Origin of the sequence: Burkholderia sp. Bp8994 (assembly GCF_003853805.1) — a bacterium.
Classification (GTDB): Bacteria; Pseudomonadota; Gammaproteobacteria; order Burkholderiales; family Burkholderiaceae; genus Burkholderia.
Map to the genome: position 1 here is coordinate 62,630 of NZ_QTQH01000007.1, position 13,038 is coordinate 75,667.

Annotated in this window: 13 protein-coding genes; 6 read left to right on the forward strand and 7 right to left on the reverse strand. The window is 69.4% G+C overall.

The genetic code is table 11. From position 1 onward, the window contains the following. Position 1: 1 nt before the first annotated feature. The 4 genes from DIE04_RS08995 to DIE04_RS09010 form a co-directional block, all read right to left on the reverse strand. Positions 2-1,327, reverse strand: coding sequence for a sugar ABC transporter substrate-binding protein (locus DIE04_RS08995; protein ID WP_044844474.1), 1,326 nt, complete (start codon positions 1,325-1,327; stop codon positions 2-4). 89 nt (positions 1,328-1,416) lie between these two features. Further along, a complete protein-coding gene (locus tag DIE04_RS09000; protein ID WP_124522967.1) occupies positions 1,417-2,769 on the reverse strand; it encodes a D-tagatose-bisphosphate aldolase, class II, non-catalytic subunit in 1,353 nt (450 codons plus the stop codon). Further along, positions 2,757-3,713: a sugar kinase gene (locus DIE04_RS09005; RefSeq protein ID WP_185500338.1), complete on the reverse strand. Its 957-nt coding sequence runs from the start codon at positions 3,711-3,713 to the stop codon at positions 2,757-2,759. Before DIE04_RS09005 ends, DIE04_RS09000 begins: the two co-directional genes overlap by 13 nt. A gap of 72 nt (positions 3,714-3,785) precedes the next feature. After that, positions 3,786-4,562, reverse strand: coding sequence for an L-iditol 2-dehydrogenase (locus DIE04_RS09010; RefSeq protein ID WP_124486942.1), 777 nt, complete (start codon positions 4,560-4,562; stop codon positions 3,786-3,788). A 328-nt stretch (positions 4,563-4,890) separates the two neighbouring features. Between DIE04_RS09010 and DIE04_RS09015 the strand changes: the two genes are divergently transcribed. The 5 genes from DIE04_RS09015 to DIE04_RS09035 all read left to right on the forward strand — a co-directional run bounded on the left by DIE04_RS09015 (position 4,891) and on the right by DIE04_RS09035 (position 8,474). After that, positions 4,891-5,352, forward strand: a complete 462-nt coding sequence (locus DIE04_RS09015; protein ID WP_014896195.1) for a Fur family transcriptional regulator — start codon at positions 4,891-4,893, stop codon at positions 5,350-5,352. A gap of 48 nt (positions 5,353-5,400) precedes the next feature. After that, on the forward strand, positions 5,401-6,315 hold the full coding sequence (locus tag DIE04_RS09020; protein ID WP_044844477.1) for a metal ABC transporter solute-binding protein, Zn/Mn family: 915 nt from the start codon (positions 5,401-5,403) through the stop codon (positions 6,313-6,315). 13 nt (positions 6,316-6,328) lie between these two features. Continuing rightward, positions 6,329-7,222, forward strand: a complete 894-nt coding sequence (locus DIE04_RS09025) for an ABC transporter ATP-binding protein (RefSeq protein WP_124522963.1) — start codon at positions 6,329-6,331, stop codon at positions 7,220-7,222. Next, on the forward strand, positions 7,215-8,000 hold the full coding sequence (locus tag DIE04_RS09030; RefSeq protein WP_044844479.1) for a metal ABC transporter permease: 786 nt from the start codon (positions 7,215-7,217) through the stop codon (positions 7,998-8,000). Before DIE04_RS09025 ends, DIE04_RS09030 begins: the two co-directional genes overlap by 8 nt. 195 nt (positions 8,001-8,195) lie before the next feature. Then, positions 8,196-8,474 carry a hypothetical protein gene (locus DIE04_RS09035; RefSeq protein WP_124522961.1) on the forward strand — a complete coding sequence of 93 codons (279 nt, stop codon included), beginning with the start codon at positions 8,196-8,198 and terminating at the stop codon, positions 8,472-8,474. 28 nt (positions 8,475-8,502) lie between these two features. On the opposite strand, the gene fghA is transcribed toward DIE04_RS09035, so the two are convergent. The 3 genes from fghA to DIE04_RS09050 are packed head-to-tail and all read right to left on the reverse strand — an operon-like array spanning position 8,503 to position 11,060. Next, on the reverse strand, positions 8,503-9,351 hold the full coding sequence (gene fghA, locus DIE04_RS09040) for an S-formylglutathione hydrolase (protein WP_124522959.1): 849 nt from the start codon (positions 9,349-9,351) through the stop codon (positions 8,503-8,505). A gap of 15 nt (positions 9,352-9,366) precedes the next feature. Then, positions 9,367-9,588: a hypothetical protein gene (locus DIE04_RS30365; protein WP_185500333.1), complete on the reverse strand. Its 222-nt coding sequence runs from the start codon at positions 9,586-9,588 to the stop codon at positions 9,367-9,369. Between the two features lie 20 nt (positions 9,589-9,608). Further along, on the reverse strand, positions 9,609-11,060 hold the full coding sequence (locus DIE04_RS09050) for a xylulokinase (RefSeq protein WP_124522957.1): 1,452 nt from the start codon (positions 11,058-11,060) through the stop codon (positions 9,609-9,611). A 449-nt stretch (positions 11,061-11,509) separates the two neighbouring features. On the opposite strand from DIE04_RS09050, the gene DIE04_RS09055 reads away from it, so the two are divergent. Beyond that, entirely contained in the window at positions 11,510-12,886 is a 1,377-nt protein-coding gene (locus DIE04_RS09055) for a nucleobase:cation symporter-2 family protein (RefSeq protein WP_185500334.1), read from the forward strand. Positions 12,887-13,038 lie beyond the last annotated feature (152 nt).

Genomic DNA, 13,038 nt, shown 5'->3' on the forward strand with positions numbered 1-13,038 from the left:
GTTACTTCTTGTAGCCGGCCTGCCGGACCGCGCGGTCGGCCGCCGCCTGCCCGGCGGCGAGCGCCTGGTCGACCGTCATCTGGCCGGCCACCGCACCCGCGATCGCCTGCCCGACCACCGTGCCGAACGACTGGAATTCAGGAATCCCGACGTACTGCACGCCCGTGTACGGCACCTTCTTCAGCGACGGATCGTTCGGGTCGGCCGTCTCGATCGCCTTCAGCACGAAGTCCGAGAACGGCGCGGCGGCCTTGTACTCGGCGCGCTGGTAGGTCGACGTGCGGGTGCCCGGCGGCACCGACGCCCAGCCTTCGTCCTTGCCGACCATCTCGATGTACTGCTTCGACGTCGCCCACGCGATGAACTTGCGCGCGGCGTCCTGCTGCTTCGACGTCTTCGGCACGGCCAGCGCCCACGCCCACAGCCAGTGCGAGCCCTTCGGCGTGGCGGCGACCGGCGCGGCGGCGAAGCCGATCCGGTCGGCGACCTGCGACTGCTGTTTGTTATAGAGCATCCCGGCCGCGACCGTCGCGTCGATCCACATCGCGCACTTGCCCGACGCGGTCAGGGTCAGGTTCTCGTTGAAGCCGTTCGAGCTCGCTCCCGGCGGGCCGTCCTTCTTCAGCAGGTTCACGTAGAAGCCGATCGCCTTCTTCCATTCCGGCGACGTGAGCTGCGCGTTCCAGTTCTCGTCGAACCAGCGCCCGCCGAACGTGTTCACGACCGTCGACACGTACGCCATGTTCTCGCCCCAGCCGGCCTTGCCGCGCAGGCAGATCCCGTAGGTGCCCTTCGCCTTGTCGGTGAGCTTGTCCGCGAACTCGGCGATCTGGTCGTAGGTCGGCTGGTCGGGCATCTTGAGCCCCTTCGCAGCGAACAGGTCCTTGCGGTAGAACGTCATCGAGCTCTCGACGTAGAACGGCAGCGCATACAGCTGGCCGTTGTACGACAGGCTGTCGCGTGCGGTCTTCACGATGTCGTTCAGGTCGTAGTCGGCGGGCAGCCCCGTGATCGGCGCGAGCCAGCCGCGCTTGCCCCACTGCGGCGTCTCGTAGGTGCCGATCGCCATCACGTCGAACTGGCCGCTGCCGGTCGTGATGTCGGTGGTCGCGCGCTGGCGCAGCACGTTCTCCTCGAGGATCACCCAGTTCAGCTTGATATCCGGGTTCGCCTTCTCGAACGCCGGCGACAGCTTCTTCAACTCGATCATGTCCGGGTTGTTCAGCGTCGCGATCGTCAGCGTGCCGGCGGACGCCGCGCACGCGGCCGTCGCGAGCGCGGCCCCGGCGAAGCAGCGTACGGCGGCATCGAGCATCTTTCGTTGCATGGCATGTCTCCTGTGATTGTTCGAACTGTCGTCGGTGTTGCGTATTGCGTATTGCGTGTGTCGCGTTGCTGCACTTCCTTCGCGGCCCGTCACGCCGGCCGCTGCATCCCGCACGCGCGCGCATAGTGCGCGATCACGTCGCGTATCCGGTGGCGCACCCAGGCGCGCGGCTCCTTCGCGAGGCCACCCGCGCGGCACGCCGCGTACACGTCCGGCAGCCACTGCGCGACGAGCGTTTCGGGCACCGGTTGCCGCGCGAGGTTGTCGAACAACTGCTCGACCGCCGCCGCGACGGCCGGCTGCAGCCAGTAGTAGCGGATCCGGTCGCTGTAGCTGAACTGGCGCGCGAGCCGCTGCTCGGTCTCGTCGCCGCGGTAGTACGGCGCCCAGTGCTCGGGCTGCGCGCGCATCGCGGCATCGACCACGTCGCGCAACCGCGAGCGCTGCGCGCCGTCGCCGATCAGCGCGTCCTCGATGAAGGTGAGCGCGAACAGCGCCTCGCGCAGCGCGAAGGTCAGCGCGGGGCCAACCTTCAGCACCGCGAAGTGGTCGCGCACGAGCGCGGCGAGCGCGCCTTCGGTCTGGTAGTCGGTCGAATGCGCTTCGAACACGAGGCGCGGCGTGCGCAGGATGCTTGCACCGAGCGATGCGGCCTTCGCGCTGTCGTAGTCGAGCACGTGGCGATCGTCGAAATCGACGCCCGGCTGCGCGACGATCGCGACCACGCGCGTCCATGCGTCGTCGAGCCCGGCCGCCGCGAATGCGCTGCGATGCGCGTCGAGCGTCGCCGCGATGCTGTCGCTGCGCGTGACCGCGATCCGCGCGATCGCATCGCCGGCTGCGTCGCCGGCCACTTCGCCGCCCGGCGTCGGCACCTCGGTGCCGATCACGTAGACGGGCGCGACGCCGGCGCGCGCCGCCGCGTCTTCGGCCGCGCGGCACAGCCCGGCCGCGCGCGCGGCGATCGTCCGGTCGTCGAGCCGCGCCGGATCGTCCGCACACGCCATGCTCGCATCGAGATGGATCTTCTCGAACCCGGCTTCGACATACGCGGCGACCATCGCGGCCGCTTCGCGCATCGCGTCGGCCGCGCGGCGGTGCCGCCACGGGTTCGGTCCCAGATGATCGCCGCCGAGCACCAGCGCCGACGGCGCGAGCCCGCAGCGCTGCGCGATCGCATCGACGTCGCGCCGGAAATCGGCGGGCGTCATGCCCGTATAGCCGCCGAGATGGTTCACCTGGTTGCAGGTCGCCTCGATCAGGAGCGGCGAGCCGTCCGCGCGCGCGGCCTCGCACGCGGCCTCCAGCACGAGCCGGTGCGCGCTGCAGACCGAATAGATGCCGCGCTGCGCCTGCGCGCGGTTCGCGTCGAAGATCATTCGCAGCACGGCGCCGGCGTGCGCGCTGCGCGGGCGTTCGGCAGTGGAAGTCAGGCCGGGCATGCGACACCTCGTTCGGTCAGGAAGCGGTCGATCTCGGCCGCGCTGCTGTTGCCCTCCATCGGGCCGCGCCGCGTGACCGCGATCGCGCCGGCCGCGTTCGCGCGGCGCAGTGCGACGTCGATCGGCAGGCCGGTGACGAGACTCGCGACCAGCGTGCCGCCGAAGCAGTCGCCGGCGCCGGTCGGGTCGCGTTCGTCGACGGGATAAGCCGGCGCGTCAACGCGGCTCGCGCGGTCGAACGCCACGCTGCCGGCCGCGCCGCGCTTGAGCACGACGCGTTCGAGCAGCGGATGCGTCGCGAGCAGCCCGGCGATCGCGCGCTCGGCCGGCTGCGGCCCGCAGAAGAACGGCAGGTCGGCCTCGCTCGGCAGGAACAGGTGGCACGCGGCGAGCAGCGTGTCGAGCGCCGCGCGCATCGGGCGGAAGCTCAGCATCTCGGGCCGCACGTTCGGGTCGAACGACACCTTCGCGCCGGCGCGCGCCGCCTCGATCACGCCGCGCTGGACCGCCGCGATCGCCGATTCGCTCGTCAGCGACGAGCCCATCACGTGGAAGTAGCGGCAGCCGTCGAACATCGCGGTGTCGACGTCGGATGCGTCGACGCACGCGGCCGCGCTGGTCGACAGGCTGAACACGAAGCTGCGCGAACCGTCGTCGCGATACGCGACGAACGCGGTGCCGGTCGGACGTGCGACGCGGCGGATGCGCGCGACGTCGACGCCATCGCGCTCGAGCCGCGCGACGATCGCGTCGCCGAACGCGTCGCGGCCGACGCAGCCCGCATACGCGACGCGCACGCCGAGCCGCGCGGCCTGGTCGGCGAAGATCGCCGGCGCGCCGCTCGGGAACGGGCCCGCGAACAGGCCCGGCACGTCGAAGCCCTGGCCGCGCTCGGCGGCGACGAATTCGGCCAGCAGTTCGCCGGCAACCACGATCTCCGCCATCATGCGTGTCCTCGTGCGGCGGCGGCCGCGCGCGGCACGAACGCCAGGGGTAAGCGTGCGAGCGGCGCCACTTCAGCTCATCCAGTTGCCGCCGTCGACGTTCAGCGTCTGGGCGGTGATGTAGTCGGCGTCGGCCGACGCGAGGAACAGCGCGGCGCCCGTCAGGTCGCCCGGCACGCCCATCCGCCCGAGCGGCACGGCAACGCCGACGAGCCGCTTCTTCTCGCCGAGCGGCCGGTTCTCGTAGCGCGCGAACAACGCATCGACCTGCTCCCACATCGGCGTGTCGACCACGCCCGGCGCGATGCCGTTCACGTTGATCCGGTGCGGTGCGAGCGCGAGCGCGGCCGACTGCGTATAGCTGATTACCGCGGCCTTGGTCGCGCAGTAGTGCGAAACGAGTGCCTCGCCGCGACGCCCCGCCTGCGACGACATGTTGACGATCTTGCCGCCGCGGCCCTGCTCGACCATCCGCTGCGCGACCGCCTGCATCAGGAAGAACAGCCCTTTCACGTTGACCGCGAACAGCCGGTCGAACACGTCCCAGGATTCGTCGAGGAGCGGGCGCATGTCGAACAGCGCCGCGTTGTTGAACAGGATGTCGACGCCGCCGAAGCGCTCGACCGCGGTCGCGACGATGCGCGCGATGTCGTCGCGGCGCGTGACGTCCGCGGTAACGGCCACCGCCCGGCCGGGATTTTGCTCGATCAGCCGCGCGAGCGAGCCGCTCGGCGGCTTCACGTCGACCAGCACGCAGCGCGCGCCCTCGTCCAGATAGCGTTGCGCGACCGCTTCGCCGATGCCGCTTGCCGCGCCCGTCAGGATCGCGACCTTGTCTGCCAGTCTCACTGGTTGTCTCCGGTTCGTTCTGCTGCACGAAGGCCGCGAGGTGAGCGAACGCTCGCCGGCCGATCAATTGCTCTGTTGTTGATCGAATGATCGGATACGCGATTCATGCTGTCAAGGCGACACGGCGGCTTTCGATGATGCGCTGCGGCACGGCCGCGCCGTGCGCCGGCCGGCGACCCGCGCCCGGCAAGGCGCGGCGGGCTGGGTGCGGCGCGGCTGAAACGGCGCTGAAGGGGACAGAGCGCGTGCATCGGCAGGAATTCGGGCTGCACGGCATGGAGATACGTTATATCATCGCGATACTTCGTTTCATTGCCTGCTTCACGCCATGGCCACCTCATCGCCCATCGACGCCCGGCTGTCCCGGGCCGACGCATTCGCCGCCGAGCACGGGCTCGCGTGGACGCCGCTGCGCCGCCAGGTCTACGAACGCGTGCTGGCCGCGCAGCGCCCGATCGGCGCGTACGACCTGCTCGCCGAGCTCGAGCCCCAACGCGGCCGCGTGCCGCCCACGACCGTCTATCGCGCGCTGGATTTCCTCGTCGAGCACGGCTTCATCCACCGGATCGAATCGAAGAACGCGTTCTTCGCGTGCTGCGAGATCGGCGTGCCGCACGAAGGCCAGTTCCTGATCTGCGATTCGTGCGGCGAGACCGTCGAGATCCCGGGCAGCGACCTCGCGAAACAGTTGTCCGCGAGCGAGCCCGCGCACGGGTTCGAAGTCCACCACCAGGTCGTCGAGCTGAACGGCCTGTGCGGGCACTGCAAGGGCAAGCCCGCGCAACGCTGACACCGCACCGCGCGGCGCACGGCGCCGCCCCTTCCAACGAGGAGTTCCATGTCCATTGCCCTGAAGCGCGCGCCGCGGCGCGCCCTGCCGCTTGCCCGCCTGCTGGCCGCTGCTGCTGCCGCGCTGTCGATCGCGGCGCCCGCGTTCGCGCAGGCCGCGACCGTCAACGTGGTCGCCGCCGAGAATTTCTATGGCGACGTCGCGTCGCAGATCGGCGGCCGCCATGTCGCGGTAACCAGCATCCTCAGCAGTCCCGACCAGGATCCGCACCTGTTCGAAGCGAGCCCGAAGACCGCGCGCGCGCTGCAGCACGCGCAGGTCGTGATCTACAACGGCGCGAACTACGACCCGTGGATGGCCAAGCTGCTGTCCGCATCGAAGCAGGCGAAGCGCGCGACGATCGTCGTCGCGGATCTCGTCGGCAAGAAGGCCGGCGACAACCCGCACCTGTGGTACGACCCGGCGACCATGCCGGCCGCGGCGCGCGCGATCGCGGCCGAGCTCGGCCGGGCCGACCCGGCGAACAAGGCCGACTACGACGCGAACCTGCAGAAGTTCGTCGCGTCGCTGAAGCCGATCGACGACAAGGTCGCCGCGCTGCGCGCGCAGTACAAGGGCGTGCCGGTGACGGCCACCGAGCCGGTGTTCGGCTACATGTCGGATGCGATCGGCCTCGACATGCGCAACCAGCGCTTCCAGCTCGCGACGATGAACGACACCGAAGCCAGCGCGCAGGACGTCGCCGCGTTCGAGAACGACCTGCGCAAGAAGCAGGTGCGCGTGCTGATCTACAACAGCCAGGCCGAAGCGCCGATGACCAAGCGCCTGCTGAAGGTCGCGCGCGACGGCGGCGTGCCGAGCGTCAGCGTCACCGAGACGCAACCGGCCGGCAAGACCTTCCAGCAATGGATGGCCGGCCAGCTCGACGCGCTCGCGGCCGCGCTTTCCGCCAGCAAGAAATGATTCACGCTACGACATGACCGCCACTCCCCACGCACTCGCACTCGATCGCGTCACGCTCGAACTGGGCGGACGCACGATCCTGCGCAACGTGAGCTTCTCGATCGAACCCGGCGAATTCGTCGGCGTGCTCGGGCCGAACGGCGCGGGCAAGACGACGCTGATGCGCGCGGTGCTCGGCCTCGTGCCCGTCACGGGTGGCACGCTGTCGGTCGGCGGCGTGCCGGTCGTGCGCGGCAACGCGTCGATCGGCTACATGCCGCAGATCAGAAGCGGCCTCGCGAATCGCCGGATGCGCGGCTACGACTTCGTCGCGATGGCCGCCGACGGCCACCGCTGGGGGCTGCCGCACACGAACGCCGCGACGCGGCGCGACGTCGACCGCGTGCTCGACCTCGTCGGCGGCCCGACGCTCGCGCGCCGGCCGCTGTCGGAACTGTCGGGCGGCGAGCGGCAGCGCCTGCTGCTCGCGCAGTGCCTGCTCGGCAGCCCGAAGCTGCTGCTGCTCGACGAGCCGCTGATCAGCCTCGACCCGAACCACCAGCGCGGCGTCGTCGAACTCGTGCGCAACGTCCAGCGCGAGCTCGGCATCACCGTGCTGTTTTCCGCGCACGAACTGAATCCGCTGCTGAACGCGCTCGACCGCGTGCTGTATCTCGGCAACGGCGTCGCGGCGCTCGGCACCGTCGACGAGGTGATCACGAAACCCGTGCTGTCGCGCCTGTACGGCTCGCCGATCGACGTGATGCGCGTGAACGGCAGGATCTTCGTGATGTCGGGCGACGTCGAAATCGAGAAGCACGATCACGAACACGAGGACGACGACGGCCACTCGCACGGCGGCGGCGGTCACGATCACGGTCACCACCACCACGGACACGCTCATCCCGGGCATTCGCACGATGTTTGAATACGACTTCATGATCAACGCGTTCGCCGCGTCGGGGATCGTCGCGGTGCTCGCGGGCATCGTCGGCTACTTCCTGGTGCTGCGCGGACAAACCTTCGCCGGCCACGCGCTGTCGCACGTCGGCTTCACCGGCGCGACCGGCGCGGTGCTGCTCGGCATCTCGCCGATCTGGGGGATGGTCGGCTTCACGCTCGCGGCCGGGATCGGGATGGGCGCGCTCGGCGAACGGCTCGCCGGCCGCGACGTCGCGATCGGCGTGATCCTGTCGGGCGCGCTCGGCTTCGGGCTGCTGTTCCTGCATTTCTACACGTCGTTCGCGACGCAGGTCACCGCGCTGCTGTTCGGCAACGTGCTCGCGGTCAGCCACGATACGCTCGCGGTGCTGGCAGGCATCGGCGCGGTGAGCCTCGTCGCGCTCGCGCTGATCGCGCGGCCGCTGCTGTTCGCGTCGCTGCAGCCCGAACTGGCCGAAGCCAAGGGCGTGTCGCTGCGCACGGTGTCGATGCTGTTCCTCGCGGTGTGCGCGCTCGCGGTGGCCGCGGCGACGCAGATCGTCGGCGTGCTGCTCGTGTTCACGCTGCTGGTCGGGCCGGCCGCGGCCGCGCAGAACGTGTCGACGCGGCTGTCGACCGGCGTGCTGCTCGCCGCGCTGTTCGCGCTGTTCGAAGCGTGGGCCGGGATCGCGCTCGCGTATCACACCGACTGGCCGACGAGTTTCTGGATCACCGCGCTGTCCGCGCTCGTGTATGGGGCGAGCCTGTTGCGGCGACGCACATGACGTTCAGCGGGCGCTCGACAGGGTGCGCAATCGCGCATGTCGGCACGCCCCCAAAGGCGTGCAGGGAATCAGCAGGGTATGCGTGACCATCGAATCGACGATCGATTACGCGCGACTGAGAAACTTGCTGATCGCGCAGAAGCCGGTTCCGATCCCCGGCTCCTCCGTGCGTGCGTACGGCACGATTACAGTCAAATGAAGCGAGTCGCGTACCGAGCCGCGGTGACCGCTTGGGTACTCGTGGCATCCGTGTCGCTTGCACGGCTGTGCCTCACTCACGAGTCGTTCGCACCGCCGATACCCGAGCGCGCGTGGGCTTGGCTCGTCACGCATGTTCCCGGATTCTGGGACGGCGAGTCGGGCGATGATCTCGTCATCGTCGTGCATTTGCTGATAGCGCTTGCGGTCGTGATACCGGTGACCTGGCTCGCCTTGCGCACGCTGCGAAAGTGGAAGCGCCGCGCCACTCGCTGATGGCGGATGGCGCGGCCGGTTTATCGCACTAACGTGCCAGCACCCGCGCATGATGCGCGACGTGATCGGCGATGAACGTCGAGATGAAGTAGTAACCGTGGTCGTAGCCCGCATGGCGGCGCAGCGTCAGCGGCTGGCCGGCTTTCGCGCACGCGGCTTCGAACACGTCGGGGTTCAGCTGGTTCGCGAGGAACTGGTCGGCGAGGCCCTGGTCGACGAGAATGCCGTCCGCGAACTTCGGCGCATCCGCGCGCGCGACGAGCTCGCTTGCGTCGTGCTGTTTCCACGCTTCGCGGTCGGCACCCAGATAACCCGAGAACGCCTTCTCGCCCCACGGGCAGCGCGTCGGCGCGGCGATCGGCGCGAACGCCGACACCGACCGGTACAGGTCGGGGTGACGCAGCGCGAGCGTCAGCGCGCCGTGCCCGCCCATCGAGTGGCCGAAGATTCCGAGCCGCGCGCCGTCGATCGGCAGCTCGGCCGCGACGAGTTCGCGCAGCTCGCCCGTCACGTACGACTCCATCCGGTAATGCGTCGACCACGGTGCTTGCGTCGCGTCGACATAGAAACCCGCGCCGACGCCGAAATCCCACGCCTCCGACTCGCCCGGCACACCCGCGCCGCGCGGGCTCGTGTCGGGCATCACGAGCGCGAGGCCGTGCTGCGCCGCGTACTGCTGCGCGCCGCCCTTGATCGCGAACGTCTCCTCGGTGCAGGTGAGCCCCGCGAGATAGAACAGCGCCGGCACGCGGCCGTGCGCCGCCTGCGGCGGCAGGTACACCGAGAACTTCATCGGCAGGCCGATCGCCTTCGAATCGTGGCGATAGAAGCGTTGCTCGCCACCGTGGCAAGCATGCGAAGAAACGAGTTCGAGCATGGGGTTCCCTTCCGTTCAATACAGCACGATCGGGCGAATCGATTCGCCCTTCTTCATCGGGTCGACGCCGTCGTCGAGCATCTCGCGCGGCAGCGCATGCGTGATCAGGTCGAGCCGTACCGCGCGACACGGCGAAGCCGTATCGTGTCCGGCATGATCTCCGATCCCGCTGCCCGTCGCGCGCGGGAAACGGTCGTCGGCTTGCCGCGAGGCGTCACCGCTGTCGCAACAGGACAATCCAGGACAAGTGCCCGAGTTTAAACGCCGCTCGTGAACCACGCATCCGTTCGCGCATACAGATCGATGAAACGCGCATGACGGGCGGCCAGCGCGCGATCGTCGCGCGGCGCGGCGACGGGTGACGCAGCCGGCGCCAGCGTGCGCAGCGCGTCGTCGCGCCAGTGTCCGATCGCGACGCCGGCGAGCAGCGCGGCACCGCGCGTCGCGGCGTTCGGGCAATCGACCGCGTCCAGCGACGCGCCGAGCGCATCCGCGAGCAACTGGCGCCAGCGCGGATCGACCGAGCCGCCGCCGGCGAGGCGCAGCGTCGTCACCGGATCGGCCGGGTTCGCCGCGCGGATCGCATCGAGCCCCGCGCGCAGCGCGAACGCGACACCTTCGAATGCGGCGCGCATCATCGCGCCGCGCGTGTCGCCGAGCCCGAGCCCGAGCCAGCCGCCGCGCGCATCGGGATTCATCCACGGCGAGCGCTCGCCCGTCAGGTACGGCAGGAAGCACAGCCGCTCGGACGCCGGCTGCGCGAACGCGTCGTCGTACGCATCCGCCCAGCCCGGATAGCCGAGCCAGCCGCGCACGGCTTCGAGCGCGAGCCCGACGTTCTGCATCGCGGCCATCGTGTAATAACCATCGCCGGCTGCCGCGCGATAGCGGTGCAGCCCACGCCGCGCGGGCGGCAGCGCATCCGCGAGCACGACGATCTGGCCGCCGCTGCCGGTGGTCAGCAGCGCGTCGCCGGCCGCGACGAGCCCGCTGCCGAGCGCCGCGCACGCGGTATCGGCCGCCCCCGTCGCCAGCGGCACGCCGGCCGGCAGCCCGAGTGCCGCCGCGGCCTTCGCATCGAGCACGCCGCAGCGCGCGCCCGACGCCCGCACCGGCGCGAATCGGTCGAGCGGCAGGCCCAGCGACTCGATCAGCGCCGTATCCCATGCGCCGTCCGGCGTCGCGAGCGCGGTCGCGCACGCGTCGCTCGGATCGGCCACGACCTCGCCGCCCAGCGCCACGCGCAGCCAGTCCTTCGGCTGCACGGCCCAGCGTGCGGCCCGCAGCGCCTGCGGTTCGTGTGCGGCCAGCCAGCGCAACAGCGGCCCCGCCATGCCGGGCGCGACGGGATTCGGTGCGACGGGCAAACCGGCGGCGGGCCAATCCGCCGCGTCCGCTTCGCGCACCGCGCGCGTATCGGGCCACAACAGCGCGGGCCGCACCGGCTGCCCGGCCGCGTCGATCAGCACGACGCCATGCATCTGGCCGGAGAAGCCGATCGCGGCGACCTGCGCGCGCTCGCCGGCCGGCAGCCGCGCGGCGGCCCGCACGAGCGCCTGCCACCAGACGTCGGGCGCGATTTCGGCCCAGCCGGGCTGCGGCGACGACAACGCATAGGGTTCGCTCGCCACCGCGCGCTCGATGCCATCGGCATCGAGCGTGACGAGTTTGACGGAGCCGGTGCCGAGGTCGATTCCGAGCAGGCGCATGACGGGATGGCGTAGTCGAGTGGACGGATATCGATGATAGCGGGATCGCGCCATGCGCCCCGATTTTTGCGACGCTTTCGGCCGCGCGGCGACGCGAAAACACGGTCGTGAACGACCGGCTTCGCCGGGCCGCACCTTGCCCGCCAAAACAGCCGCCCGCGGGTTAACCCGGCGCGATCTTGCTCCGGTCGTTTTTGCCACTATGCCGCGGTCGCGATACACACCATAAAGCGGCCGATATTTGACACGGGGGTCCGCGCTATTTTGTAGGGCTATAAAACCGGGGAACCTCACTCCAGCGGCAGTTTCCCGATGATCGACACCCTGTTTCATGCCGACCAGGCATATCGAACCAGCAAAGAACGGAATAGAACCCAGCGCTCTTGTTGCGATGTGGCATTCCGCATAACTTCGTACCACCCCGAAAACAAGATCATGGAGTGAGACAGATGCAATCGAACACGGTCCATCCGTGCGATGAGGTGCTGCCGACCGGCAAGCTTGTAACGCTTGGTCTCCAGCACGTCCTCGTCATGTACGCCGGCGCCGTCGCCGTGCCGCTTATCGTCGGCGGCGCGCTGAAGCTGCCGAAAGACCAGATCGCGTTCCTGATCAGCGCCGATCTGTTTTCGTGCGGCATCGCCACGCTGATCCAGACGCTCGGCCTGTGGATCTTCGGGATCCGCCTGCCCGTCATCATGGGCTGCACGTTCGCGGCCGTCGGCCCGATGATCGCGATCGGCACCAACCCCGGCCTCGGCATTCTCGACGTCTTCGGCTCGACCATCGCGGCCGGCATCATCGGCATCGTGCTCGCGCCGATGATCGGCAAGCTGTTGCGGTTCTTCCCGCCGGTCGTGGTCGGCACCGTGATCGCGGTGATCGGGCTGTCGCTGATGGAAGTCGGGATCAACTGGGCAGCCGGCGGCGTCGGCAACCCCGAATACGGCAGCCCCGTCTACCTCGGCCTGTCGCTGCTCGTGCTCACGCTGATCCTGCTGATCAACAAGTACGGCCGCGGCTTCCTCGCGAACATCTCGGTGCTGCTCGGCATCGTCGCCGGCTTCGTGATCGCGTTCGCGATCGGCCGCGTGAATACCGACGGCGTCGCGCACGCACCGTGGGTCGGCTTCGTGATGCCGTTCCACTTCGGCCTGCCGCACTTCGACCCGCTGTCGATCGCGACGATGGTCACGGTGATGTTCGTCACGTTCATCGAATCGACCGGCATGTTCCTCGCGGTCGGCGACATGGTCGATCGTCCGGTCAACCAGGACCGCCTCGTGCGCGGCCTGCGCGTCGACGGCCTCGGCACGCTGATCGGCGGCATCTTCAACTCGTTCCCGCATACGTCGTTCTCGCAGAACGTCGGCCTGATCGGCGTGACGGGCGTGAAGAGCCGGTTCGTCTGCGCGACGGGCGGCGTGATCCTGGTGCTGCTCGGCCTGTTCCCGAAGATGGCGCAGGTCGTCGCGTCGGTGCCGCCGTTCGTGCTCGGCGGCGCGGGCATCGTGATGTTCGGGATGGTGGCCGCGAACGGCATCAAGGTGCTGTCGAAGGTCGACTTCGTGAACAACTCGCACAACCTGTTCATCGTCGCCGTGAGCGTCGGCATGGGCCTCGTGCCGGTCGTGTCGCCGCACTTCTTCTCGAAGCTGCCGCCGGCGCTCGCGCCGATCCTGCATAGCGGCATCCTGCTCGCGTCGGCCACCGCCGTGATCCTGAACGTCGTGTTCAACGGCGTGAAAGGCGAGAAAGACGCGCGTTGCGAGATCCGCCGCGCAGGGCACGACTTCGACGGACGCCCGGCCGACGTGCATCACTGATCGGTCCGACCCGGACGCGCCGAAGGACGGCGCGATACGGAAAAGGAAAAACGCCACGGCTTGCCGTGGCGTTTTGCTTTGCGGCGAGTGATTGAGCGACGATAGCGGAGGTGCCGGTGATGACGATCCGCGGTCGCGGCCAACCGAACCGG